Annotated in this window: 29 protein-coding genes and 5 tRNA genes; 22 read left to right on the top strand and 12 right to left on the bottom strand. The window is 56.2% G+C overall.

Annotated features, from left to right (window positions below; all coding sequences use genetic code 11):
- The first annotated feature begins 145 nt into the window (after positions 1-145).
- From gltX to BKD70_RS16485, 10 genes are all read left to right on the top strand, one after another.
- The gene (gene gltX / locus BKD70_RS16525; protein ID WP_047275040.1) at positions 146-1,627 is read left to right on the top strand and encodes a glutamate--tRNA ligase; all 1,482 of its coding nucleotides are present in this window, start codon (positions 146-148) and stop codon (positions 1,625-1,627) included.
- Between the two features lie 239 nt (positions 1,628-1,866).
- A tRNA-Ala gene (locus BKD70_RS16520) sits at positions 1,867-1,942 on the top strand.
- A gap of 77 nt (positions 1,943-2,019) precedes the next feature.
- Positions 2,020-2,095: transfer RNA gene (locus tag BKD70_RS16515), tRNA-Glu, on the top strand.
- Between the two features lie 50 nt (positions 2,096-2,145).
- Positions 2,146-2,221, top strand: a tRNA-Ala gene (locus BKD70_RS16510).
- A gap of 76 nt (positions 2,222-2,297) precedes the next feature.
- Positions 2,298-2,373, top strand: a tRNA-Glu gene (locus BKD70_RS16505).
- Between the two features lie 174 nt (positions 2,374-2,547).
- Complete coding sequence (locus tag BKD70_RS16500; RefSeq protein ID WP_047275038.1) at positions 2,548-2,982, top strand: thioesterase family protein; 435 nt, start codon at positions 2,548-2,550, stop codon at positions 2,980-2,982.
- 74 nt (positions 2,983-3,056) lie between these two features.
- Positions 3,057-4,025 carry a tRNA-dihydrouridine synthase gene (locus BKD70_RS16495; protein ID WP_047275036.1) on the top strand — a complete coding sequence of 323 codons (969 nt, stop codon included), beginning with the start codon at positions 3,057-3,059 and terminating at the stop codon, positions 4,023-4,025.
- 114 nt (positions 4,026-4,139) lie between these two features.
- Entirely contained in the window at positions 4,140-4,589 is a 450-nt protein-coding gene (locus BKD70_RS16490) for an Hsp20 family protein (RefSeq protein WP_047275033.1), read from the top strand.
- A 176-nt stretch (positions 4,590-4,765) separates the two neighbouring features.
- Positions 4,766-4,894, top strand: coding sequence for a hypothetical protein (locus tag BKD70_RS25430; RefSeq protein ID WP_256542860.1), 129 nt, complete (start codon positions 4,766-4,768; stop codon positions 4,892-4,894).
- A gap of 151 nt (positions 4,895-5,045) precedes the next feature.
- Positions 5,046-6,011 carry a diguanylate cyclase gene (locus BKD70_RS16485; protein ID WP_047275031.1) on the top strand — a complete coding sequence of 322 codons (966 nt, stop codon included), beginning with the start codon at positions 5,046-5,048 and terminating at the stop codon, positions 6,009-6,011.
- A gap of 35 nt (positions 6,012-6,046) precedes the next feature.
- Here BKD70_RS16485 and pbpG read toward each other — a convergent pair whose 3' ends face one another.
- Positions 6,047-6,985: a D-alanyl-D-alanine endopeptidase gene (gene pbpG, locus BKD70_RS16480; protein WP_047275370.1), complete on the bottom strand. Its 939-nt coding sequence runs from the start codon at positions 6,983-6,985 to the stop codon at positions 6,047-6,049.
- A gap of 317 nt (positions 6,986-7,302) precedes the next feature.
- On the opposite strand from pbpG, the gene BKD70_RS16475 reads away from it, so the two are divergent.
- On the top strand, positions 7,303-8,244 hold the full coding sequence (locus tag BKD70_RS16475) for a class I SAM-dependent methyltransferase (protein WP_047275029.1): 942 nt from the start codon (positions 7,303-7,305) through the stop codon (positions 8,242-8,244).
- A gap of 144 nt (positions 8,245-8,388) precedes the next feature.
- Here BKD70_RS16475 and BKD70_RS16470 read toward each other — a convergent pair whose 3' ends face one another.
- Positions 8,389-8,907 carry a Dps family protein gene (locus BKD70_RS16470; RefSeq protein ID WP_047275027.1) on the bottom strand — a complete coding sequence of 173 codons (519 nt, stop codon included), beginning with the start codon at positions 8,905-8,907 and terminating at the stop codon, positions 8,389-8,391.
- A 205-nt stretch (positions 8,908-9,112) separates the two neighbouring features.
- Between BKD70_RS16470 and BKD70_RS16465 the strand changes: the two genes are divergently transcribed.
- Positions 9,113-9,808, top strand: a complete 696-nt coding sequence (locus BKD70_RS16465; protein WP_047275025.1) for an AzlC family ABC transporter permease — start codon at positions 9,113-9,115, stop codon at positions 9,806-9,808.
- Positions 9,805-10,116, top strand: coding sequence for an AzlD domain-containing protein (locus tag BKD70_RS16460; protein ID WP_047275023.1), 312 nt, complete (start codon positions 9,805-9,807; stop codon positions 10,114-10,116). The genes BKD70_RS16465 and BKD70_RS16460 overlap by 4 nt, the downstream gene beginning before the upstream one ends.
- Here BKD70_RS16460 and BKD70_RS24395 read toward each other — a convergent pair.
- The 3 genes from BKD70_RS24395 to BKD70_RS16450 form a co-directional block, all read right to left on the bottom strand.
- Positions 10,064-10,258 (bottom strand): hypothetical protein, encoded by a 195-nt coding sequence (locus BKD70_RS24395; protein WP_080960211.1) that lies wholly within the window; start codon positions 10,256-10,258, stop codon positions 10,064-10,066. The two genes, BKD70_RS16460 and BKD70_RS24395, sit on opposite strands and share 53 nt — an antisense overlap.
- A 110-nt stretch (positions 10,259-10,368) precedes the next feature.
- A complete protein-coding gene (locus BKD70_RS16455; protein WP_047275021.1) occupies positions 10,369-10,563 on the bottom strand; it encodes a hypothetical protein in 195 nt (64 codons plus the stop codon).
- A 159-nt stretch (positions 10,564-10,722) separates the two neighbouring features.
- Complete coding sequence (locus BKD70_RS16450) at positions 10,723-11,073, bottom strand: hypothetical protein (RefSeq protein WP_047275019.1); 351 nt, start codon at positions 11,071-11,073, stop codon at positions 10,723-10,725.
- A 228-nt stretch (positions 11,074-11,301) separates the two neighbouring features.
- Here BKD70_RS16450 and BKD70_RS16445 point away from each other — a divergent pair, with 228 nt between their 5' ends.
- Positions 11,302-12,120, top strand: coding sequence for a shikimate 5-dehydrogenase (locus BKD70_RS16445; protein WP_047275017.1), 819 nt, complete (start codon positions 11,302-11,304; stop codon positions 12,118-12,120).
- Positions 12,121-12,158: 38 nt separating this feature from the next.
- On the opposite strand, the gene BKD70_RS16440 is transcribed toward BKD70_RS16445, so the two are convergent.
- Positions 12,159-12,803: a YceH family protein gene (locus BKD70_RS16440; RefSeq protein WP_047275015.1), complete on the bottom strand. Its 645-nt coding sequence runs from the start codon at positions 12,801-12,803 to the stop codon at positions 12,159-12,161.
- A gap of 192 nt (positions 12,804-12,995) precedes the next feature.
- Between BKD70_RS16440 and BKD70_RS16435 the strand changes: the two genes are divergently transcribed.
- Positions 12,996-13,505: a DUF1993 family protein gene (locus BKD70_RS16435; protein WP_047275013.1), complete on the top strand. Its 510-nt coding sequence runs from the start codon at positions 12,996-12,998 to the stop codon at positions 13,503-13,505.
- An 89-nt stretch (positions 13,506-13,594) separates the two neighbouring features.
- Here BKD70_RS16435 and sstT read toward each other — a convergent pair whose 3' ends face one another.
- The gene (gene sstT, locus BKD70_RS16430) at positions 13,595-14,818 is read right to left on the bottom strand and encodes a serine/threonine transporter SstT (RefSeq protein WP_047275010.1); all 1,224 of its coding nucleotides are present in this window, start codon (positions 14,816-14,818) and stop codon (positions 13,595-13,597) included.
- Positions 14,819-15,162: 344 nt separating this feature from the next.
- Here sstT and BKD70_RS16425 point away from each other — a divergent pair, with 344 nt between their 5' ends.
- Complete coding sequence (locus tag BKD70_RS16425; protein ID WP_047275008.1) at positions 15,163-16,317, top strand: MFS transporter; 1,155 nt, start codon at positions 15,163-15,165, stop codon at positions 16,315-16,317.
- Positions 16,318-16,378: 61 nt separating this feature from the next.
- On the opposite strand, the gene nhaR is transcribed toward BKD70_RS16425, so the two are convergent.
- Positions 16,379-17,284 (bottom strand): transcriptional activator NhaR, encoded by a 906-nt coding sequence (gene nhaR, locus BKD70_RS16420; RefSeq protein ID WP_047275006.1) that lies wholly within the window; start codon positions 17,282-17,284, stop codon positions 16,379-16,381.
- A gap of 135 nt (positions 17,285-17,419) precedes the next feature.
- Between nhaR and BKD70_RS16415 the strand changes: the two genes are divergently transcribed.
- Both BKD70_RS16415 and BKD70_RS16410 read left to right on the top strand, forming a co-directional pair.
- Positions 17,420-17,662, top strand: a complete 243-nt coding sequence (locus tag BKD70_RS16415) for a hypothetical protein (RefSeq protein ID WP_047275004.1) — start codon at positions 17,420-17,422, stop codon at positions 17,660-17,662.
- A 30-nt stretch (positions 17,663-17,692) separates the two neighbouring features.
- On the top strand, positions 17,693-18,448 hold the full coding sequence (locus BKD70_RS16410) for a TerC family protein (RefSeq protein WP_047275001.1): 756 nt from the start codon (positions 17,693-17,695) through the stop codon (positions 18,446-18,448).
- A gap of 54 nt (positions 18,449-18,502) precedes the next feature.
- On the opposite strand, the gene BKD70_RS25075 is transcribed toward BKD70_RS16410, so the two are convergent.
- Complete coding sequence (locus BKD70_RS25075; RefSeq protein WP_162841629.1) at positions 18,503-18,676, bottom strand: hypothetical protein; 174 nt, start codon at positions 18,674-18,676, stop codon at positions 18,503-18,505.
- Between the two features lie 227 nt (positions 18,677-18,903).
- Between BKD70_RS25075 and BKD70_RS16405 the strand changes: the two genes are divergently transcribed.
- A complete protein-coding gene (locus BKD70_RS16405) occupies positions 18,904-19,572 on the top strand; it encodes a peptidase C39 family protein (RefSeq protein WP_371914005.1) in 669 nt (222 codons plus the stop codon).
- 51 nt (positions 19,573-19,623) lie between these two features.
- Here BKD70_RS16405 and BKD70_RS16400 read toward each other — a convergent pair whose 3' ends face one another.
- Positions 19,624-20,907, bottom strand: coding sequence for an FAD-binding oxidoreductase (locus tag BKD70_RS16400; RefSeq protein ID WP_047274997.1), 1,284 nt, complete (start codon positions 20,905-20,907; stop codon positions 19,624-19,626).
- A gap of 184 nt (positions 20,908-21,091) precedes the next feature.
- Here BKD70_RS16400 and BKD70_RS16395 point away from each other — a divergent pair.
- The 3 genes from BKD70_RS16395 to BKD70_RS16385 all read left to right on the top strand — a co-directional run bounded on the left by BKD70_RS16395 (position 21,092) and on the right by BKD70_RS16385 (position 22,937).
- Positions 21,092-21,168 (top strand) — tRNA-Val (locus tag BKD70_RS16395).
- A gap of 247 nt (positions 21,169-21,415) precedes the next feature.
- A complete protein-coding gene (locus BKD70_RS16390) occupies positions 21,416-22,348 on the top strand; it encodes a hypothetical protein (protein ID WP_047274995.1) in 933 nt (310 codons plus the stop codon).
- Entirely contained in the window at positions 22,320-22,937 is a 618-nt protein-coding gene (locus tag BKD70_RS16385; RefSeq protein ID WP_047274992.1) for a hypothetical protein, read from the top strand. The genes BKD70_RS16390 and BKD70_RS16385 overlap by 29 nt, the downstream gene beginning before the upstream one ends.
- A 10-nt stretch (positions 22,938-22,947) precedes the next feature.
- Here BKD70_RS16385 and BKD70_RS25425 read toward each other — a convergent pair whose 3' ends face one another.
- Positions 22,948-23,601 carry a tyrosine-type recombinase/integrase gene (locus BKD70_RS25425; RefSeq protein ID WP_240478022.1) on the bottom strand — a complete coding sequence of 218 codons (654 nt, stop codon included), beginning with the start codon at positions 23,599-23,601 and terminating at the stop codon, positions 22,948-22,950.
- Positions 23,589-24,142: phage integrase Arm DNA-binding domain-containing protein (locus tag BKD70_RS25420; RefSeq protein WP_240478021.1), on the bottom strand; the 554-nt coding region annotated here is incomplete at its 5' end. The genes BKD70_RS25420 and BKD70_RS25425, both read right to left, overlap by 13 nt.

Below are 24,142 nucleotides of genomic sequence, written 5' to 3'. Positions count from 1 at the left end.
GATAGGGTCGATACAGCCGGGCTATTGCTGTTTTTACAGTCACGGGGGCAGCGATCTGTCTCGACGGTCAGTCCTGAGCTGGAGCCAAGCGGGGTCGGCCTGTTACCATTCGGCCCTTTGTTTTATCTCCACTTCGAGACCGCCCATGACCACCGTTCGCACGCGCATTGCGCCATCGCCTACCGGCGACCCCCACGTCGGCACCGCTTACATCGCTTTGTTCAACTACTGCTTCGCCAAGCAGCATGGCGGCGAGTTCATCCTGCGGATCGAAGACACCGACCAATTGCGTTCGACCCGTGAGTCCGAACAGCAGATTTACGATGCCCTGCGCTGGCTCGGCATCACCTGGAGCGAAGGCCCCGACGTTGGCGGCCCGCATGGCCCGTATCGTCAGAGCGAGCGCAGCGATATTTATAAGCAGTACACCCAGCAACTGGTCGACATGGGGCATGCGTTCCCTTGTTTCTGCACCGCAGAAGAGCTGGACCAGATGCGCGCCGAGCAAATGGCCAAGGGCGAGACCCCGCGCTACGACGGTCGCGCGCTGTTGCTGTCCAAGGAAGAAGTGGCCCGGCGCCTGGCCGCTGGCGAGCCGCACGTGATCCGCATGAAAGTGCCGACCGAAGGCGTGTGCGTGGTGCCAGACCTGCTGCGTGGCGACGTCGAGATCCCGTGGGACCGCATGGACATGCAAGTGCTGATGAAGACCGACGGCCTGCCGACGTACTTCCTGGCCAACGTGGTCGACGATCATTTGATGGGCATTACCCACGTATTGCGCGGTGAAGAATGGCTGCCGTCGGCGCCGAAACTGATCCTGCTCTACGAGTACTTTGGCTGGGAACAACCGCAGTTGTGCTACATGCCACTGCTGCGTAACCCGGACAAGAGCAAGCTGTCCAAGCGCAAGAACCCGACCTCGGTCACGTTCTACGAGCGCATGGGCTTCATGCCCGAAGCGATGCTCAACTACTTGGGTCGCATGGGTTGGTCGATGCCTGACGAGCGCGAGAAGTTCTCGCTGCAAGAGATGGTCGACAACTTTGACCTGTCCCGTGTCTCGCTGGGCGGTCCGATTTTCGATATTGAAAAACTCTCCTGGCTCAATGGCCAATGGTTGCGTGACTTGCCGCTGGATGAATTTGCCAGCCGTGTCCAGCAATGGGCGCTGAACCCCGAGTACATGATGAAGATCGCGCCGCTGGTACAAGGGCGGGTCGAGACGTTCAGTCAGATCGCGCCGCTGGCCGGGTTCTTCTTCTCGGGAGGCTTGCAACTGGATGCCAAGCTGTTTGAGCACAAAAAGTTGTCCGGCGATCAAGTGCGTCAACTGATGCAACTGATCCTGTGGAAGCTCGAAAGCCTGCGTCAGTGGGAAAAAGACGCCATCACCGGTTGCATACAAACGGTGGTGGATGCCCTTGAGCTGAAGCTGCGCGATGCGATGCCGCTGATGTTTGCGTCGATCACGGGGCAGGCCAGCTCGGTGTCGGTGCTGGACGCCATGGAGATTCTGGGCCCGGACCTGACGCGTTTCCGCTTGCGTCAGGCGCTGGAGCTGCTGGGCGGTGTCTCGAAGAAAGAAAACAAAGAGTGGGAAAAGCTGTTCAACGCAATCGGTTGATCGGTTTTGAGGTGCCGTCGCTGCCGCAGGCTGGGGTCAGGACCGCTGCGCGGCCCTTTTAGGCCTTTGGCAGCGACGGCACGTTTTGTATGCGGGGCCCGTATTTACGGGGTGGTAAGGGTAAGTGGTTGTTCTCTCGACCATTTTTTTTAAAAAACTTTGAAAATAAGTTTGACAGCCTACCGATCCAGTCTTAATATGCGCCCCGTCCACACAGCAACACGCAACACTGACTGTTTGGGGCTATAGCTCAGCTGGGAGAGCGCTTGCATGGCATGCAAGAGGTCAACGGTTCGATCCCGTTTAGCTCCACCAAATTTACAGTTCAATGCTTGGCCACACCGGCATTGAATCGATCAGCTCTCAGCGCTGATCATTGTTAGAAGGTTTGTGTCCCCTTCGTCTAGTGGCCTAGGACACCGCCCTTTCACGGCGGTAACAGGGGTTCGAGTCCCCTAGGGGACGCCAGTTTTACAGAAGCAGCACTTCGGTGTTGCTCCGCCGCCAGGCGATAAATCGGGGCTATAGCTCAGCTGGGAGAGCGCTTGCATGGCATGCAAGAGGTCAACGGTTCGATCCCGTTTAGCTCCACCAATTTACAGTTCAACGTCGGGCCACACTGGCGTTGAATCGATCAGGCAAATGCCTGATCACTGTTAGAAGGGTTTGTGTCCCCTTCGTCTAGTGGCCTAGGACACCGCCCTTTCACGGCGGTAACAGGGGTTCGAGTCCCCTAGGGGACGCCACGATTACCCGCTCTGCGGGATTTTTAAGGGTCATTCAATTATTGAATGGCCCTTTTGTTTGTCTGAAGCTTTTGTCATCCTCGCCATCACCCTCGTTTGGCCCTGTGCCGCTCCCCACCTTAAACAGACCTGCTGCGTTACACTGCGCCCTTTATTTAAGCGTGGAGGCTGGGCATGAGCTGGGATTTGGCAACGCCGTTCATCATTGATCTGCAGGTGCAGGCTGAAGACATCGACGGTTTTGGCCATGCCAATAACGCTGCCTATGTTGTCTGGCTGGAACGATGCGCCTGGCGTCACTCTCAGCGCCTCGGGCTGGACCTCACTGAATACCGTCGTCTTGACCGCGCCATGGCCGTGGCCAGGCATGAAATCGATTACCTGGCCAGCGCCTATGAAGGTGACGAGTTGCAACTGGCGACGTGGATCATCGATTGCGACAAACGCTTGCGCATGACGCGTCAGTTCCAGTTGATCAGGCCGCGCGACGGGCTGACGTTGCTGCGGGCTAACACCACGTTTGTGTGTATCGAACTGTCCAGCGGCAAAGCCAAACGCCTGCCGCCCGAATTCCTCGATGGCTATGGTCCGGCGGTCGTGCCAGCCTGATAGGGCGTGCAACGCGATACCGATTGCCTGCGTTAGCGCGTAAACTGCCGCACGTTTTTTTATGAGAGTCACCCATGCAAATTGCCTTGGCGCCGATGGAAGGGCTGGTCGACAACATCCTGCGTGATGTCCTGACCCGCACCGGCGGTATTGATTGGTGTGTCACCGAATTCATTCGGGTCACCGAGCGTCTGCTACCCGAAGCCTACTTCCACAAGTTTGCCCCTGAGCTTCAGCACGGCGCGAAGACCCGTGCAGGCGTACCGCTGCGTGTGCAATTGCTGGGTTCCGATCCTGCGTGCCTGGCAGACAACGCAGCGCTGGCCTGCCAGTTGGGCGCTGAAGTGATCGATCTGAATTTTGGCTGTCCGGCCAAGACGGTTAATAAGTCCCGTGGCGGTGCCGTGCTGCTCAAAGAACCGGAACTGCTGCATGCGATCCTGTTGCAAGTGCGTCGTACCGTACCGGCTCATATCCCGGTCACGGCCAAGATGCGTCTGGGCTTCGATACCCCTGACAGCGCCAACGAATGCGCCATTGCGCTGGCAGAAGGCGGCGCAAGCCAGATCGTCGTGCATGCCCGGACCAAAATGGATGGCTACAAGCCACCTGCGCATTGGGAATACATTGCCCAGGTGCAAGAGGTCGTCAAGGTGCCGGTGTTTGCCAATGGGGATATCTGGTCCGTTGAAGATTGGCGCCGTTGCCGCGAAATCAGCGGTGCTGAAGACATCATGCTCGGCCGGGGTCTGGTTTCCAGGCCAGACCTTGCCCGGCAGATCGCCGCAGCGCGGGCCGGGGAAGAGGTCGTCGAAATGACCTGGGCTGACCTGCAGCCCATGATTCGTGATTTCTGGGCCCAGGCTCAGGCTCAACTGACCCCGCGCTCAGCCCCCGGGCGTCTGAAGCAGTGGCTGGCGATGCTGACGCGCAATTATCCCGAGGCCACCGTGCTGTTCAATGCGATGCGCCGCGAAACCGATTGTGAAAAAGTCCGTCATCTGGTCAACAACCCACCCATGGATGCGGCTTCAAGCGCCTGAAATTTTTTTTAAAAAAACCTCTTGAAATGATTAGGTCGGTCCCTATTTAGGGAGTACGCGATGCCGAAACCGGGTCGCGGAGACAAAATCTCGCTGAAATCAGGAGGCTAAATTATGAGCACTGCATTTTCTCTGGCGCCACTGTTCCGTAATTCTGTCGGCTTTGACCGTTTTAGTGATTTGTTCGAAACCGCGCTTCGCAATGACACCAGCGGTGGCTACCCACCCTACAACGTTGAAAAACGCGGTGAAGACAGCTATCGCATTGTCGTAGCGGCAGCGGGTTTCCAGCAGGAAGACCTGGACCTGCAAGTGGAGAAAGGTGTGTTGAGCGTGAGCGGCAGCAAACGTGAAACCAGCACCGACGACAGCGTGACCTTTTTGCATCAGGGTATTGCACAACGGGCGTTCAAACTGTCCTTCCGCCTCGATGACCACATCGAGATCAAAGGTGCAAACCTGAGCAATGGCTTGCTGAGCATTGATCTGCAACGGGTAGTGCCTGAAGAGGCAAAAGCCAAACGCATCCCGATCAATGGGGAACAGCCAGCCCTGCAAAACTGATCCCGCAGTGGCGTGTCCGGAACCCCGTCTTTTCAGGCGGGGTTCTTTGTATTCGGGGGTAGGCACGGAACTGCAAGCGCTTGTTTCCGGATGGCTTTCAGAGGTTTTTCGTCGACTAGCCTGAAGATAGCCGACCGGGCGCACCACGTGTCCGGCGCCATTCACAGGTGATTGACATGAAAAACAAACGTGCCCGCGACTCCGCAACCGGTCTCTTTATTCCTCTGGAAGAGGCCAGGCGTCGACCTCGGGAAACCACCGTAGAAACCATTAAAAAACCGAAAAAAAAGCAACCCAGGCATTGACGAGCAGTACGCAGGCATTTGTTTTCGACCTCTCCCCGAGACAAGTGCCTGCACTTTCTTTAATCCCTCCCTTCGGCGTTTGGTCGGCCATCTCTCGTTCAAAGACGCTGTGAACTACGCTTGTGCCTGTTCGTGCACAAAGGAGTGACGCATGCGGGTTCCAGACAAACCTGTCGACGAGGCGGCTCGTTTAGAAGCCTTGCACAGGTTGAATGTCCTCGACACCGAGCCGGAAGAGCGATTTGACCGCCTGACCCGTCTGGCGCGGCGCGTGTTCAATGTGCCGATTGCCGTGGTCAGCCTGGTGGATACCGAGCGTCAGTGGTTCAAATCGGCGGCTGGCCTTGATGTCATTGAAACGCCCCGCGACGTGTCCTTTTGTGGGCACGCGATTTTGGGCGACCAGATTTTGATGATCTGCGACGCCGTGCTGGACGAGCGCTTTTATGACAATCCCTTGGTATTGGGCGATCCGGGCATCCGTTTTTACGCGGGCTGTCCGCTCAAAGTTGCTAACGGCGATAAAGTGGGCACGCTGTGCCTGATCGATACTTTGCCCCGTGTGCTTAGCGACGATGAGCGTGAGTTGTTGCGGGATTTGGCAGCGATGGCCGAGCAAGAGCTGGTGGCTGTGCAATTGGCGACCATGGATGAGCTAACCCTGCTTTCCAACCGGCGCGGCTTCGAAGCCTTGGCGCGTCATGGCCTGGCGTATTGCAGGCAATGGGGCAGGCCGGCGACGTTATTGTTTTTCGATCTCAATGAGTTCAAGCAGATCAATGACACCTACGGCCACGCCGAAGGTGATCTGGCCCTCAAGGCCTTTGCCGACGTGCTGCGCATCGCGTTTCGTGAAAGCGATGTGATCGGGCGATTGGGCGGGGATGAATTTGTCGTGTTGCTGACCGGCTCGGACTGCGTGTACATCGCCGCCATCATGGCTCGCTTGCAAGCGTTGCTCGATGAGCGCAATGCAAGCGCGTCACGGGGTTATGCGATTCGTTTCAGTGTCGGGCAGATTGAATATGACCCTCAACACCATGACTCGGTCGCAAGCCTGTTGCTCGACGCCGACCGTGCGATGTACATCCATAAGCAGACATTGAAGCGAGGTTGAGCCCGGCCCGGCATTCCGGGCCCGGGTCACACTGATTACTTTGAGGGGTGAGGCTGGGCCGCCGGGCGGGCCTTCAGGTTCTTGTCGGCTTTATAGCGCAATGCCACATCCGGCACGCTGCCACTTTTGCCGGTCTCAATCCAGCTGCGGATCCGGCTGGCATCGGCAAAGTGGGTGTATTTGCCGAATGCATCCAGAATCACCAGCGAAACCGGGCGGTTGCCCATTTCTGTCACCAGCACCAGACAGTGCCCCGCCTGATTGGTGAAGCCCGTCTTGGTGATCTTGATATTCCACTTGTCTTTGTTGACCAGATGGTCGGTGTTGCGAAAGCCCAAGGTGTAGTTGGGTTTGCGAAAGGCGACGGTTTTTTCTTTGGTGGTACTCAATTGGCTCAGCATCGGGTATTGACGGGCGGCTGCCAGCAACTTGCTCAAGTCACGGGCCGTCGAGACGTTATGCATCGACAAGCCGGTCGGTTCCACATAGCGGGTGTGCATCATCCCCAGGCTTTTGGCTTTGGCATTCATGGCGGCAATAAACGCCACGTAACCGCCGGGGTAATGGTGTGCAAGGGTGGCCGCGGCGCGGTTTTCTGAGGACATGAGGGTAATCAGCATCATGTCGTGGCGCGTCAGTTCGCTGCCGAGTTTGACGCGGGAAAATACGCCTTTCATCTCGGGGGTGTCGCTGATGTTGACCGCGATGTATTCATTCATCGGCAACTTGGCATCCAGCACTACCATGGCGGTCATCAATTTGGACACCGAGGCGATCGGCACCACGACGTCAGGGTTGCTGGCGTAAATGATTTTGTTGGTTTGCAGATCAACCAGCATCGCGCTGCCTGACGCGATATGCAGTTGTGAGGTGTCGCGCGGTGCAGAGGTGCTTTCAGTCGCTGCGGCGATTGAGGGAGCGGCGGCGCCTGTGAGGACTAAAAACAGGCCAAGAATCGAAAGATGACTTTTCACGCAGATTGACTCGAAAAGAAGTGGGAGGTGACTGGCTGCATCGCGATGCATTACACATCGAGTTACATTTGTTGAGTATGTATCAATAACCGTAGAAATGCCTGAGGTCGCAGGCAGTTACAGCGTCTTTTTCACGTAATTCGTCTGATTAAGCCTCGGCAGCGACAAAGGCGATCCGTTAGGCCGGGGCGATGTACCAAGGGGCACAGACTCACCTCTGACCCCAGGCCGAAGGAGCCGTCTTAGGGTGCGAGGCTGGCGTGGAGGCCGAGGTAATTGTGTAAAATGCCCGCCCTTTGAAATAACCGGCCCCACCGATGACCTCTGAAGCGTTTTCCATCCTCGACTCGCATCTGTTGACCGCCCTGCAAAGCCCCCCCGAAGAGACCCGCCGTTTGTTTCACGGGCGAGGTCGCTGCTGGCCGGGGCTGGAGCAATTGACTGTGGATTGGCTGCAAGGCGTGGTACTGGTCTCGCTGTTCAAGGAGCCTGAAGCCGCTGCGCTGCAAGCCCTAAAAGCCCTGTTGATCAACCTGGCGCAGACGCCGGTATGGCAAGCCAGCGGGGCGCACACCCTCGTGTTGCAGCATCGCTATACCCTGCAAAGCGACACCGAATGGCTGGTGGGCGAAGCCATTGACGAGTGGACGCTGACTGAAGGTGGGCTGCGCTACCGTGTGGATTTGGGTCGTAAGCAGAACAATGGCCTGTTTCTCGACATGCGTTACGGTCGCGAGTGGGTCAAAGCCCACGCCCAAGGCAAGCGGGTGCTGAATTTGTTTGCCTACACCTGCGGGTTTTCGGTGGCTGCCATCGAGGGCGGAGCCGAGCATGTGGTCAACCTCGACATGTCGCGCGCGGCGTTGAGCCGGGGCCGAGATAACCATCGCCTCAATGGCCACGACATGAGCAAGGTCACGTTTCTGGGGCATGAGTTGTTCAAGTCATGGGGCAAGGTCAAAAGTACCGGCCCTTATGACCTGGTCATCATTGACCCGCCATCCTTCCAGAAAGGCAGTTTTCTGCTGACCAAGGATTACCAGCGGGTGGTGCGCCGTTTGCCAGAGTTGTTGAGTGAAAACGGTTTAGTGCTGGCGTGCATGAATGACCCGTCGCTGGGTTCGGACTTTTTGATAGGCGGCGTGACCGAGCATGCGCCGGGGTTGCGCTTTGACCAGCGACTGGCCAACCCGCCCGAATTTCCGGATGCCGACCCCGAATGCGGATTGAAAGCGCTGGTGTTCAGGCAGGGCGTTTGAAAGGCAAAAAAAAGCCCGCAGGGGTAGGCGGGCAAGGGTTCATTGAATGAGCAAGGGCCACTATACAAGCTGCGGTTCGCGGGCTGAGTGAAACATAATTCATCTGCAGCGCCGGTTTGATCGGGATCAAACCGGCGTTGTGTTTTATTTGGTACGCGACGATTCGAACAGGAACCACACACGGCGTTCCGCTTCATCGATCCAGTTTTCCAGCAGGCTGGTCGTCGCGACGTCGCCCAGCTCCGAACACATGCTGTGGGTTTCACGCATGTAAGCCGCCAGTTGGATATTGTCTTCACGCAACTCGGCCAGCATGTCTTCCGGGGTCACGAAATCGGCGTCGTTATCGAGCAGGCGTTGCAGCTTCTTGATGTGGCCGATCGAACGAAGTGTGGTGCGACCCAGCTTGCGCACACGCTCGGCGATCGCATCGGTGGTGGCAAAAATCTGATCGGATTGCTCATCCAGCAGCAGGTGGAAATCGCGGAAGTGCGGACCCGACATGTGCCAATGGAAATTCTTGGTTTTCATGTAAATGGCGAAGGTATCGGCCAGCAGCGCGTTCACTTCGGCTGCAATGTTGATGCAGGCTTCATCGCTCAGCGCCGAAGGTGTCCGCAGATCGGCCTTTCTGGTTTCCTTGGCGGATTTCAGGTCTTTCATGATGGTTCCTCGTGGAAGCTGTGGGCGGGAGATAACGGATAACGATTCCGGCTGACTAAAGACCAGGATTGACCTTTCGTCAAACTGTCGTGGCCGTACCGCTACGTCGTTTGAGCGGTCCGGGCGCGCATTGAGCAAGATTGTTCAAGACTTTGCGTGGCGTTGTTGCGACCCTTTGCCGCTGCTGACCATCAGGATGTTTTAAATGCCCCATTCGCTTCCAAGAGCCGCCTTCATACGCGGTGTGATTGCTTGTCTGCCATTGACGCTTGCCTGTGCGCCGTGGGGGCTGCTGGCGGGGTCAACCGCCATCGATGCCCAACTGACCCCCGCCCAAAGCCAGGGGCTGTCGGTGCTGGTGTTCGCCGGCGCCGCGCAACTGGTGGCCATTGGCATGATCAAGGGCGGTGCCAGCGTGTTGTCGATCCTGCTGACGACTTTATTGCTGACGTCTCAACACCTGCTGTACGCCATGCATTTGCGCCCCGTGGTTTCACCGCTGCCCGCCAGATGGCGGTTCGGTCTGGGCTTTTTACTCACCGATGAGTTTTTTGCATTGGTCAGCAGTCAGGATCGCCAGACGTTTAACCGCTGGTATGCGTTGGGTGTCGGGCTGTGCATGTACATCGGCTGGAACCTGTTCACCCTGATGGGCGTGGTCCTCGGCAAAAGCATTCCGGGCCTGGACCAGTTGGGGCTGGAGTTCTCGATTGCCGCGACGTTCATTGCCCTGATTACGCCCGTGGTGCGCAATGTCCCGACGATCATTTGCGTGGCCGTTTCACTGGTGAGCGTGGTGCTGTTCAGTTATTGGCAGTGGGAGTCGGCGATCGTGCTGGCGGGGCTGGCCGGGATGGCGGCCGGTTACTTGAGCAAGCGAGCAGGGGTGTTTTTCGAATGATGTGGGTGATTATTGTCGGGATGGCGCTGATTTTGTTTTTCAACCGCTATCTGTTTCTGGAGCCGCGGCTGCCTATCCGTCTGAATAGAGGTGTGAAGGAGTTTTTGGGCTTCGCTGTGCCGGGGATGCTGACGGCCATTTGCGGGCCGATTATTTTCGTCAAGGACCGAGCGCTGAATCTCAGCCTCGACAACCCGTACCTGCTGGCCGGGTTGTGTGCGATCGGGCTGATGGTCTGGAGTCGCAACGTGTTGCTCAGTGTCGTGTCCAGTGTGGCGTTGTTTTATCTGTTTCGCTGGTGGCTTTGACTTGAGCGGCGGCCCGAGAAGTAAACGGGCCGCTGACCGGCACCCCGTCGATCACCACATACCAGCAGGCTAACAAGCCGTCAGCGCGCAGTGGAGCAGGCACTGCGCTGCCCACCATCGACATGACATGAACCTTGGACATACACACCTCCTTCAATCAATGAAGCCACCTTACGGCGTGCGCCGCAGCACAAAAAATCATTGCGCGTGATAGTCGCCATCGACAGGGATTAGGTTAGTGCGTGCGCCAGGTTAATCCACTACCAGGTCCAGCATATGCATGACCTCTTGCTCATTGAGCATGCCTTTGTCGACCAGGTGCTGGGCCAGCAGTGAAACCAGCTTGGCAGAGCGGTGCCCTTCAAGCTGCTTGAGTTCTGTGAGGGCTTCGTAAACCTTGCTGGAGGTGCAGAGGTCAGCCCGGCGATGAGGGTGTTGAGTCGGCATGAAGGTCGTCCTTGTTTTTATAGGTGTGCGGCAATTGAAACGCGCTGCGCCCGGCGAGTCCTGACAGGCTGCCGGGCGCATCCGTGTCCAATCATGCCGCAAACACGTTACATTTTGTGTTTCACCTGCGACATTCACATCATCTATTCAGACCAGCCTTTACCAGCGTGGTGGCCCGTAATACCCCCGGGGCGGTCCGTATTGCACAGGGTGTGGTCGACCGTAATAGCCTTGGTAGTAAACCGGCTGGGGCGCCGGCATGTAGACCGGTTGCGGCTGATAGTACACGGGCGGGGCCTGCACATAGACCGGTTGCGGCTGAGCATAGAGCGGTTGTTGCACATAGACCGGGCTCCGATCGTGATGGGCGATCACTGAACCGATGATCGCCCCACCCACCACCGCACCGAACACGGCCGGTCCCGCGCCCCAGCCACCGTGGGCAGATGCCTGGCCCGCGACGGCCAGTGCACTAATCAGCAACGCGACTTTAGGGATGTTGCGCATCATGACGTTCCTCGAATAGCAGCCCCGGCAGTTCAGCCTGACACAGGCCACAAAAAGGGTGCGGGGATAACACTCAGACCGCGTTTTTCAAAAAAACTGCGGCGCCTCTTGGTAAATGTTGTGTAAGGTCGTCGGCGGCTGACTCGTTTCAGCGTGGCCGGCCCGGACACGATCAATCCCCCTTGAAGCGGCCGCAGCCGTCTATCTGAACGCTTTTCTCAGGAGATGAACATGCAGATGAACCCGAACAAAGACACCCGGTTGTGCATTTCACTGTCGGGCCGCCCCGGCAATTTTGGACTGCGGTTTCATAATCATCTCTATGAGCAATTGGGGCTTAACTTCTACTACAAAGCCTTCACCACACAGGATCTGCCGGGCGCGGTGACCGGCATACGGGCATTGGGCATACGCGGATGTGGCGTTTCAATGCCATTCAAAGAGGCGTGCATTGCGTTGGTGGATGAGATGGACGCATCGGCCAAGGCCATTGACTCGATCAACACCCTGGTCAACACCGACGGCCATTTGAAGGCCTATAACACGGACTACATTGCTATCGCGCAGTTGCTGGAGCGCCATAACATCAGCCAAGACACAACATTCGCCTTGCATGGCAGTGGCGGCATGGCCAAAGCCGTGGCATCTGCCCTGCGGGACGGTGGCTACAAACACGGTGTGATCGTGGCCCGCAATCAAGCGTCCGGCTCGGCTTTGGCCCGGCATTGTGGCTATGAATGGCAAGCGCAGTTGGGGTCCGCCCGGCCTCAAATGCTGATCAATGTCACCCCCATCGGCATGAGCGGCGGGGCAGAAGCCGATGATCTGGCGTTTGAAGAGGATGCGATCAATCAGGCAACGGTCATTTTCGATGTGGTGGCAATCCCCTCAGAGACGCCGCTGATTGTTCGCGGTCGCGCCTTGGGCAAGCAGGTCATTACCGGGCTTGAGGTCATCGCCATCCAGGCCCTTGAGCAATTCGTGCTCTACACCGGCGTACGCCCGACCCCCGAGCAGTTCCGGGCCGCCGTGGCGTTTGCTCGGGGTTGAGTGCAAAGCCGGGCGATTGATGGTGCCCGGCGATCAGGTTATTCGAGTGCGGCCAGCCGCGCTTCCAGTGCTGCAACCCGAGCTTCCAGTGCTTCAAAGCGTTCCACGGACAGGCCTGAAGCGCTGCCTCGCTCAGATGGCTGCTGGCGCGCAGCCAGGATGGCGTCCATGTCGTCCGGGTCACCCAGCGCATGCATGTAGCGGTCTTCACGCTGACCGCTCTGACGGGGCAGCAACAATGCCAGATCACGGGCGATCAGGCGTTCCAGTAGATGCTGCACTTGATCGGTGTCTTCAAAGTCGTGCATGCGCGCGCTGCGGGTCAGCAGCTCATTGAGGGTTTGCGGGCCACGCAGGAACAACAACCCCATCAACACCACCTGCGCCGGCACCAGCTCCAGCACTTTATCGACCCGGTGCTCCCAGCGATCTGCGCGACTGCCCATGACCAAGCGCGTAAAGCCTCGCCCCTCAAGTGCCCGCAGGCTTTGCCCGACCTGGCCGGGGCTGAGGTTCATTACCGGCTCGCGGCTGGTCTTTTGATTGCAAGCCAACACCAGCGCATTCAGCGTCAGCGGGTACGTGTCGGGGTGGGTGGCCTGTTTTTCGATCAAGGCGCCGAGGATGCGAATTTCCGTGCTGTTGAGACGGGCTTCGACGTCGGTCTCGTGTTCGCTGTTCATCACGTTTTCCCTGTGCGTTGGAAGGCGGCTAGCCTAGGGGCTGTCCCCGTTCCATTGCAAGCCGCGTCGCAGCGGCGATGCAACGGGAACAGCCCCTAAAACCAATGGCTGTGGAAAGACAAGCCGCTTTAGCGCAGCGACGTGTCTATAATCGGCGCTCATTCATTGTGCCCACCGACTGTCGAGACCCTCATGACTATCTCTCTCTACGCAGCGTCCATTCCCGTGTTCAAACAAATGCTCAACGCCATGAGCGGTGTGCTGACCAAAGCAGAAGCGCACGCCACGGCCAAGAACATTGACCCCAGTGTGTTCCTGCAAGCGCGTCTGGCGCCGGACATGTTCCCGTTGGTGCGTCAGGTGCAAATTGCAGTGGATTTTGCCAAAGGCGTTTCGGGACGTCTGGCCGAAGTTGAACTGCCCAAATATGACGACAACGAAGCCACCTTTGCCGAACTGCAAGCGCTGATCAGCAAGGTGCTGGCATTTGTGGACACCCTCAAGCCGGAGCAGGTGGATGGCAAGGAAGGGATTGAAATCGTGACCCGCCCGGGAACGCCCAAAGAGAAGCGCTTCACCGGCCAGGCCTATTTGCTCACTTACGGTTTGCCGCAGTTTTTCTTCCACGTCACCACCACCTACGCGATTTTGCGCCATAACGGCGTTGAAATCGGCAAGCGCGATTACATGGGTGCGTTCTGATTCAGCGATGAATGCGCACTGAAACGTGCAGCGACAGTGTTCAAGCGCCGCCTGCGGGCAGCGCTTGACGAGTGTCCAAAGGCGTGGCGTCAGCCGGCCTTGTCTTCTTTCGCCATGCAGGCGGCGGCGGTAAACAGCACATCGGTGGACGAGTTGAGGGCGGTTTCGGCTGAATCCTGCAGGATGCCGATGATGAAGCCCACGGCGACGACCTGCATGGCGATTTCACTGGGAATGCCAAACAGGCTGCACGCCAGCGGGATCAGCAACAACGAACCGCCTGCTACGCCCGATGCGCCACAGGCGCAAACAGCCGCTACCACACTCAGCAATATGGCTGTAGGCAGGTCGACTTGGATGCCCAGTGTGTGCACGGCGGCCAGGCTCAACACGGTAATGGTGATGGCCGCACCGGCCATGTTGATGGTGGCGCCCAGCGGGATCGACACGGAATAGGTGTCTTCGTGCAGGCCCAGTTTCTCGCTCAAGGCCATGTTGACCGGGATATTGGCGGCCGAACTGCGGGTGAAAAAGGCAGTGATACCGCTTTCACGCAGGCACAGAAACACCAGTGGGAACGGGTTGCGGCGCAGCTTCCAGAACACGATCAGCGGATTGACCACCAACGCCACAAACAGCATGCAGCCGATCAGCACGACGAGCAGGTGCAAATAGCCCAGCAGGGCATTAAACCCCGAAGAAGCCAGGGTTGAGGCCACCAGCCCGAAGATGCCCAGCGGTGCGAAACGGATCACCACGCGCACGATCAGGGTGACACCGTTGGACAGGTCATTGAGCACGGTGCGGGTGGTTTCGCCGGCATGACGAATCGCAATCCCCATGCCAATGGCCCACGCCAGGATACCGATGAAGTTGGCGTTCATCAGGGCACTGACCGGGTTGTCTACGACACTCAACAACAAGCTTTGCAAGACTTCGTTGATGCCGCCAGGTGCAGAAATAGCCACGTCGTGGGTAGATAGCACCAGATTGGACGGGAACAGCATGCTGGCGACCACAGCGACGACCGCAGCTGCAAACGTGCCAAACAGATACAGCACAAGGATGGGGCGGATGTGGGTTTCCTGACCATGCTTGTGGTTGGCAATCGAAGCCATGACCAGCACAAACACCAGAATGGGGGCTACCGCTTTCAAGGCGCTGACAAAAATCTTGCCGATAAAGCCTACGGTCAGCGCCGCCGACGGGGCGAGCCAGGCCAGCAGAATCCCGGCAATCAGGCCGATCACGATCTGGGTCACCAGGCTGGTGCGTTTGAGCCGGTGCAGCAGGGAAGGTGAAGCGTCAGTCATAGGGGACTCTCTAGTTGTTGTGGGTGCCGCAATCAATGATCGTGTGCGAACAAAAATGTCAGATGTTTCCCACAGATCTCAGGGGGCTAAAAGTGCGCAGCAGATAATAGCCGTGTCTATTGGATACGTCTGTGTGACTAAAACCATGGCGGGGCGCGGACTTTATCATAGGGCTGCGGGAACTTTCCTGCTCAAGGGCAATCTGTCACAGCTGAACCTGTGTCAGGGCCGTGGATTCGGCCGACGCGTGCTGCGAATCATTCTGTTACCATTGCGCCATCCACTCTTATTCAAATCAGCGGGCCACTTGGCTTTCGCTGGCCTTGCCGTCTCTGGAGTTATCCATGCTGTTGCCCATCCTGCTGCTGTCTGCGGCCGGTTTTACCGTGCTTACGACCGAGTTCATCATCGTCGGCTTGCTGCCCTCTATTGCGCGGGACCTTGATGTCAGCGTGTCCCAGGCCGGGCTGCTGGTGACGTTGTTCGCCTTTACGGTGGCGGCGCTCGGCCCTTTTTTGACCGCCTATTTCGCCAGGTTCGAGCGTAAACGTCTGTTTATAGGCATTTTGTTGATGTTCGCCTTTGCCAACACGGTGGCCGCATTGGCGCCGACTATTTGGGTGATGGCATTTGCGCGTCTGTTGCCTGCCTTGGGTTTGCCGGTGTTTTGGGCGCTGGCCAGTGAAACGGCGGTAGACATCGTGGGCCCTGACTATGCGGGGCGTGCGATCGCTAAAATCGGTTTCGGTATTGTGTGCGCGACGGTGTTCGGCATTCCGGTAGGCACGTTGATATCGGATGCGTGGGGATGGCGCAGTGCGTTCGGCATCCTTGCGGTGGTGGCGCTGGCCAAGGCTTTGCTGTTGTGGATTTACCTGCCTTCAACGCGGGTGGTTAAAGCCGCCGTCACGTTGCGCTCTCAATTCGCCATGCTGCGCAGCCCATTGATGATCGGTCACGTTGTCTTGTCGGTCCTGGTGTTCAGCGGCATGTTCACCGCCTACACCTATCTGGCGGATATTCTCGAGCGCCTGGCAGGCTTTGATGGCACGTTGGTGGGCTGGTGTCTCATGGGGTTCGGTGCGGTCGGGCTGATTGGCAATTCGTTGGGCGGTCGCATGGTGGATCGTCATCCGCTGATCGCCTCGATGGTGTTCTGTGCCTTCATGATTGGCGGCATGGTGGCGCTGGTGCCGAGCATTCATTCCACGCTGGGGCTGGCGGCGGCCATGGGTGTCTGGGGCGTGACGCAAGCTGCGCTGTTTCTGGTCAGCCATGTGCGCCTGATGAAAGTGGCGCCCCATGCCCCGGCCTTTGCGGCCTCGCTGAACATCGCAGGGGCGAACCTGGGCATCGGGCTGGGCGCCATGGTTGGCGGCCGGGTTATCGACCACTACGGCCTGGGCAGCCTTGGTTTCGCGGCCGCGGGCTTTATTGTGGTGTCGATCCTGCTCGCTTTGATGCTCATGACCTCTAAAAAGCGCGAGATTTGCGCCTAGGCGCTGTACAAAATGGATGTGCGCATCGCTGATGCAGCGTTGAAAACAGTGCGTACAGACCCTAATCGCCAAGATCGGTGAATAGCTCGCGTCGCGCACCTTCGGTAATCGCAACGATACCGGGGTGCTTGATCTTGCGTTCCACAGTGATGGCGTAAAACGATTCGGTCACGGCGTGGGTCTGGCCGATCAGTTCCACGTCAAACTGGCGGATCACTTCATCCGCGATCACGCTGGGGGCGATAAACACGCCCGTACCCGACTGTCCGAAGGCTTGCATCAGGGCGCTGTCGTCAAATTCGCCGACGATGCGCGGCTGAATGTGTTGTTCAGCCAGCCAGCGCAACAGCCGGCTGCGCAACACGGTTTCGGGGCCCGGAATCAGCAGCGGGGCGCCCTGCAGGCAGTGGGGGAAATTGTGCGAATAGTCTTTGGCCAGCAGGGCTGTGGCAAAAAAACTGATGCCACATTCACCCAGCTTCTGACTCAAGCCTTTAATGTCGAGGTGTGAAGGCATGGGGCTGTCGGAAATCACCAGATCCAGCCGCTGAATCGCCAGGTCCGCGAGCAAACGATCCAGTTTGTCTTCGCGACACGTGATGCGGATCGGCGCCTCCAGCGCCATGGTTGGCGCAATCAGCCGGTACACAATCGATTTGGGCACGACATCCGCCACCCCCACGCGGAACAAAATCTGTTGCTCCTTGGGTGACATGCGCAGCATGCATTCCAACTCACTGCCCAGCTGAAACATCTGTTCAGCATAGGGCAGTACCTGTCGGCCGGTTTCGGTCAATTCCAGTTGTCGGCCGACCCGTCTAAACAAAGGCAGGCCATAAGTTTGCTCAAGCAGGCTGATTTGGCCGCTGATGGTCTGAGGGGTGAGGTTGAGTTGCTCACAGGCGCGCACAATGCTGCCGGTTTTAGCAACCACCCAAAAGTAGTGCAGCTGTCGATAATTCAGCATTAGCCCAGTAACACTTCGTAAAAAGCGAAGTATACGCCTTAAAAAAACGAATTTTACTGAACTGTTGGTCTGTCTAGACTCTCGCGTTATTCGCGTGCGCTGGCCGTGACCAATGATTGAGAGAGGAAAGGCAAGATGACGATGAGAAAACGGGGCGTTGCTACACTGCTTGCGACAGCGGTTTTATTGATGAGCGGTTGCGATCAGGCCGAGAAAGCCGCGCAGCAGATGCTCAGTAAAACGGCCGAGAGCGCCAAGCAGGCCATCGACGATACGCATAAAGCCGCAGAACAGGCGCTCAATGAGGCGACCGGGTATAAGCCCGCTGAGCCGGACGCAGCACCCAAAGACAATAAAGATTCCTCGCAAGCCATTTAATTCGCCCTACATCTGAGTCCGAACGCACCTATGGATTACCTTTTACAACTGGCTGCCAGCCCAACTGCCTGGATCGCACTGGCCACGCTGATCGTGATGGAGATCGTGCTGGGGATCGATAATTTGATCTTCATCTCGATCCTCACCAACAAATTGCCTGAGCAATATCGCACCAAGGCCCGCCGAATCGGTATCGGCATGGCGTTGATCCTGCGCCTGGGCTTGCTGGGCACCATTGCTTACATCGTGCAACTGACCACGCCGGTGTTCGAGGTTTTAGGCAAGGCCTTCTCGTGGAAGGACATGATCCTGATTGCGGGCGGCCTGTTCCTGGTGTGGAAAGCCACCAGTGAGATCCATCACAGCATGAGTCCGCACGCCCAAGGTGAGACCCAGAGCACGCCATCGGGCGTCTCATTGGGGTTCGCTGCCGCGATCGGGCAGATTTTAATGCTGGACCTGGTGTTCTCGATTGACAGCATCATTACCGCCGTGGGGATGACCGAGCATTTGCCGATCATGGTCATTGCCGTCGTGGTGGCGGTGTTGGTGATGTTGCTGGCATCGGAGCCTTTGGCCAAGTTCATCAACGAAAATCCGACCGTGGTCATGCTGGCGCTGGCCTTCTTGATCATGATTGGTATGACGCTGATTGCAGAAGGCTTTGGCGCCCATGTGCCTAAAGGCTACGTGTATGCGGCCATGGCGTTCTCGGCCACAGTTGAAACACTCAATATACTGGCTCGAAGAGTCCGGGAAAAACGCCAGGCGGCGTTGCAGAAGTAATCGCTGACGATGCGCAAAAAAACCGTTCACTTTCACAGGGTGAGCGGTTTTTTGTTAATGGACGCTTGCTGCTTTGATGGCGGGCTTGGCGCCCAGTACTTTTTTGGGCTCAACGCGGGGTTGCGGATGATGGTGACGACGGCTGATACGCATCACACCCCACAGCATGGCGGCGGCGACCGCCAACCAGCCACTGAACAGTAGAAAAAGAGTTAATGCCGGGCTCATCAGTGCCTCCTTTGCCTCAATGGGGCATACACACATGACAAGTGACAGTCTAGCCGCTGGTGTGTTTCAAGCTATTGACCAAAGGTCGTGGATGTTCAACTGATTGGCTCTAAATCACGCGGTTTACTGGGTACTAAGGCTATACCTGATCTCGCGCGAGCCTTAAGATCGGCACCCATGCCGGGCTGACAGTCTGGAACCATTCAAGGCGAGGGTGCATGCAGGGAATGAAGGGTATGAGAGTGGCGCGAATTGTCTGGGCGGCGGTTATGTTCTTGTCTGTGGCGAGTTGTGCCAGCGTTCAGCGACCTGAGGTTCGCCAGCTGCCAGAGCGGGTTGAACTCAACGGCGTGCCATTTTTCCGCGGCAATGCGCATCAAAGCGGGCCGCACGTCTTGGCCAGCATGTTCAATGAACAGCGGATCGGCACCACGCCTGGCCTGTTGACCAAGCCTCTGAAGTTGCCGCAAGCAGAGCAGGCCTTGCAAGGCAATATGCAAGCATTGGCCGAGCAGTACGGGTTGATGGTATATCCGCTGGTCCCCTTGCTGTCAGCTGTGCTGACGCAGGTGGCGGCGGGCTATCCGGTCATGGTCCGCATCGCCGATGGGGTTGTCTGGTCCACGCCTCGCTACGCCATGGTGGTGGGGTATGACCGTCACAAACAGACTGTACTGTTGCGTGCCGGCATGGAAAGGCGGCGCCCGATGAGCTTCAACGCCTTTGAGTCGGCCTGGAAGGAGGAGGGGAGCTGGGCGGTGCTGATACTTTCACCTGGTCAGTTGCCTGCCCAGGTCGACAAAGCGCGTTGGCTAAAGGCTGCCGAGGCGCTGGCACGTGCCGGACAAGAGCAGGCAAGCGCCAAAGCGATACAAACGCTGGAAGCGCAACAGTAGTCAGGAATAAAAAAACGGCGCCGAGAGCGCCGTTTTCGATTAAGCGTCCGATCAGAAGCCCAATTTGTCGCGCAGGCTGTAGTACCAGGCACCTAGCGCTGTCAGCGGAGTGCGTAGCAATTGACCGCCCGGGAACGGGTAGTGGGGCAGACCGGCGAACGCATCGAAGCGCTCGGCCTGACCGCGCAAGGCTTCGGCCAGCACTTTTCCCGCAAGGTGGGTGTAGGTCACGCCATGACCGCTGCAGCCCTGCGAGTAATAAATGTTGTCACCAATGCGTCCTACCTGCGGGAGGCGGGACAGCGTCAGCAGGAAGTTACCGGTCCAGGCGTAGTCAATCTTGACGTCTTTTAATTGCGGGAATGCCTTGAGCATTTTTGGCCGGATGATCGCTTCAATATTCGCCGGGTCACGAGCCCCATACACCACGCCGCCGCCGAAGATCAGGCGCTTGTCACCGGACAAGCGATAGTAGTCCAGCAAATAATTGCAATCTTCGACGCAGTAATCCTGAGGCAACAGCGTCTTGGCCACATCGTCCACAAGGGGTTCTGTGGTAATGACTTGAGTGCCGCACGGCATCGACTTGGCAGCCAGTTCTGGCACCAGATTGCCCAGGTAGGCATTACCGGCCACGATGATGAACTTGGCCCTGACTTTGCCTTGCGGGGTATGCACCACCGGGTTGGCGCCGCGCTCAATGCGCACGGCAGGCGATTGCTCATAGACAATGCCGCCCAGTGATTCAACCGCTGCTGCTTCACCCAGTGCCAGATTGAGCGGGTGGATATGGCCACCGCTCATGTCCAGTAAGCCGCCCTGATATTGGTCGCACGCGACGACTTCGCGTATCCGGCGCTGATCCAGGAGTTCCAGCTGATTATTGCCATAGCGCTCCCAGAGTTTCTTCTGGGCTTCTAGATGACCCATTTGCTTACTGGTAATCGCAGCGAAGACCCCGCCGTCTTTGAGGTCGCATTGAATCTGATACGTGGCGACGCGATCACGAATAATTTTGCCGCCTTCAAATGCCATCTGACCTAACAACTGGGCTTGCTTGGCGCCGACTGAGCGCTCAATCACATCAATATCGCGGCTATAACTGTTAACGATTTGCCCGCCATTACGACCGGAAGCGCCAAACCCCACTTTGGCTGCCTCCAGCACCGTGACCTTGAAACCGTTCTCCAGCAAAAACAGCGCACTCGATAACCCGGTATACCCGGCACCAATCACACAAACATCCGTTTCGACCTCGCCTTGCAGGGCAGGGCGTTCAGGTGCCGGGTTGGCCGACGCCGCGTAATACGACTGGGGATAAGGAGTGTTCGCCATTCTGCAACCTCTGTTTTATATTTTTTACGAGTGCGGTCGATGCTACCTGAGTTGAAATCCCCCCGCCAGCTACCCGGAGGCGCGTATTTTTGCGCTTCAAATAAAAAATTCGACAATTCATAGAGTTACCTGCAAAAAAGGTGTTGACACACCTCCGTAAATCTATAGAATGCGACCCCACAGCAGGCACGTAGCTCAGTTGGTTAGAGCACCACCTTGACATGGTGGGGGTCGTTGGTTCGAGTCCAATCGCGCCTACCAAACAAAATCCGCTCTGCTGGGCGGTCTAGAAGGGCTCACCGAAAGGTGGGCCCTTTTTTGTTGTCTGCGATTTGCAAAAGATGGTGGATAACTGGTGCTGCTGTGGGTACATCCAGTTCAGTTTCTTTCGCAAGATGGCTATAATGGCATTTTGGTATTTGATCTCAAACGTGCTGCAATATTACTTTATCGCTGCCAACACCTAGCGTTTGTCAGTCACATTAGTGTCATAAGGAAGTGAATTCGGATGTACGTATCAAAAAACTTTGGATTTTCTTTTTCTACCTCGAAAAGTGATATACCGCTTTCTAATTTCCTGAGTGCACTGATTGGTAAGAGTATAGAATTTTCCATGAAGTCCGGGAACGTTCGCCGTATTATCATAGACCAAAGTGATGATTTTTTTTGCGGTGTCGTTATTACTCTAAAGGATCAGAGAAGCTATGCTTCGCTAGTTGACGATCAAGGTCAGGTTAAAGTTAAAATCTCGGATTTGGCGGACCTTGAGAAAATTGCAGAGTTTAATTTTTGGGTTATAAATAAACTTAATGGATTTGGTATGTACCAGTATCATTATGGTGCTTGTACGCTCCCAAATTTCGCCTCAATGATTACATCCCAATATCGGAGAGATCTTGAGGCTAAAAGAAAAGTTGAGCTTGCGAAATTGCCTGAAAAGGCTCCTGCGAAGCAAGAGAAAGCAGTTAATAGTCGCTTTTTTCACGGCTTAGCTTTTGAGATGTTAGTACAGGCTAGGGATATCGAAGAGGTACTGGCCAAATATAAAGAAATCCGCTCGTTTAAGTATGAGGTCGCATCGGTTGAAGCTCTTGCTAGTGACGATTTTCCACTTCTTGGTATGGTATCCAAGGTTCGTCATCACGTTAGTTTTGACAGTACGGTAGACTCCCATTTGATCATCAAAGGGATTCAGGACATGATGTCGGCGGTCAAGGATAGGAGCGGAAGAGTCGAGGTTCTTGATGATGAAGATGAGTCTTTTTCCGTAAAGCTCATGGATGTCCCCGTTAATTTCGGCGAAATGCCATACGACATTTTCATGAAAGGGCTAGCCACGTTTGATTCGACTGACGTGAAGAAATGTGATCTGATTAAAGCACTTATGGATAAGTGCGAAAAGGAGTACGCTCATGTCTTCTCAAAAGAAGTTGCGAATTAACCTGAAGGAGCGGTGGGTTATACCTACGGCTTTTGTTATAACAATAGTTTTATATGTGGCTGTTGTCTTGCTGGCTACTAGGCCCACTAGTTTGGCTGACTTTATTTGGTTGTCGCCCGGAACTACTCGAAGAATATATGAGTTTTATGCTAGTAATCTGCGAGGAAGTTTTTTTACCGGCTTTCTAGCGTTAGGCGGGTTTTTAATGTCAGCCAAGACTTTCATTATAGTCAATATGAAAAAGGAAGTGTACGACTCTGCGGCGTATGAGGAGAAATGGCTCGATGGCCTTATGCTGAACGGTGCTGCTAAGTATGACACCTTGTTTTATCCTCTTCGTCGATTAAGCAATATTATTTTTTACACAATTGCATTTTGCTTTATTGCTTCAATAGCGCAGCTTACAATAGGACTATTTAAGAATATACCTGCAGTGATGATATGTTTCTTTCTTGTCGTTGTTGCAGTTTGCTTCTTGATGTTGTCACTGTTTTTGATTAAAAAAAATCTTGGGACAATGTTCGATCATCTCGATGAAAAAAGTTTGAAAAAAATGGAAGCTGACCGTAACGGTACCCCCCTGAAGTAGGGGGGTGTTACTACAAAGTTAATCCGACGCTTACTTCGACGTACTCGATTTTCTTTTCTTCATGCCCATCCTGATAGTGTTTAGTCATCTTCGCGTGCGCGTGACCCATCAGCGCCTGGATGTATTCCTGCGGGAAGTTCTGCTGCTCATATAGCCAGGCACCCAAAGCGCGTATCTCGTGAGAGGTGGGTCGTTCGGTGGCCGTAATATGGTCATACGCATGCGCCGCGTCCCGGGCCTTGCTGAACTCGTTGCTTAGATAGTTGGGAGTGACCGAGGTCCAGTGATCCTTGGCGGCTATCTGCTCGCGCTTTCTCGACTTGGGCCTGTAATGAATCAGGTAGGGCGAAGCCACAGGGGAGCGCATGCACTCGCTCACAACTTCTCGTAGGGCTTGGCCCATTTTGATCTGCAAGTGAATGGGTTTGTCATAGCCCTGGGTCTTTCCGGGCGAAACCTTGATCGTGTTGTTCTCAAGGTCTACCGCAGATTTGAGCCACGAAACGATATCGTCACGCCGCTGCAGACTGGCCAGCGCCAGGCGGAAAGCGCGCTTCAACCAGATTGGCGTGGTGCCCGCGTCCACAATCGTCATCAGGCCCGCCAGTGTGTGACGTTGGCGCTTCTTCTCTGCTTTCTTTTTGATCAGCGTCAGCTCGGCCACATTGCGCTCAGCCAAACCTTGGCCACGGCGAAGGCAAAAATCTGGATCAACAAACTGCGGTGCTTGGTGTAGGCGTTATTGCTAAACCCGTCCAGGTACTCCGCGACGGTAAGCACATCGAGCTGGCCGATCAGTTGATCTCCCAAGTCCTGCCGGTAGCGCTCAAGCTTGAATTGGATCTCTACAAGAGTGCGGGCAGCATAACCGCGATCTTTCAGCCATTCAGCCTCAAAGCGCTCCACCAGGTTGCGTATTGTGGGCGGGCGATCGCCTGTCAGGATCATGAGCAGTTCACCGTCACCTGCCATTACAGGAGCCAGCTTTGCGTTTGCAGCCCTGGCCAGCTTGATCGCGTCTTCAAGGGGGCGGTTGATGCTGGTCATCAGGCCGGTGATGGGGTTGCGGTACCGCCAGTATTTGCCATTGGGGTATAGGTTGGGGGTGTAGTGGTCTAATGAAACCGGACACCCATTTAAGCGAGAATGCTCGCCATATCGAGGTGTCAGATGACCAAACAACGCCGTATCTTTTCCGCTGAATT

Origin of the sequence: Pseudomonas sp. BS-2016, from assembly GCF_001806145.1 — a bacterium.
GTDB classification, from domain to species: Bacteria; Pseudomonadota; Gammaproteobacteria; order Pseudomonadales; family Pseudomonadaceae; genus Aquipseudomonas; species Aquipseudomonas lundensis.
The sequence above is the reverse complement of the archived record's forward strand: the minus strand, read 5'-3'. Positions and strand labels throughout refer to the sequence as shown.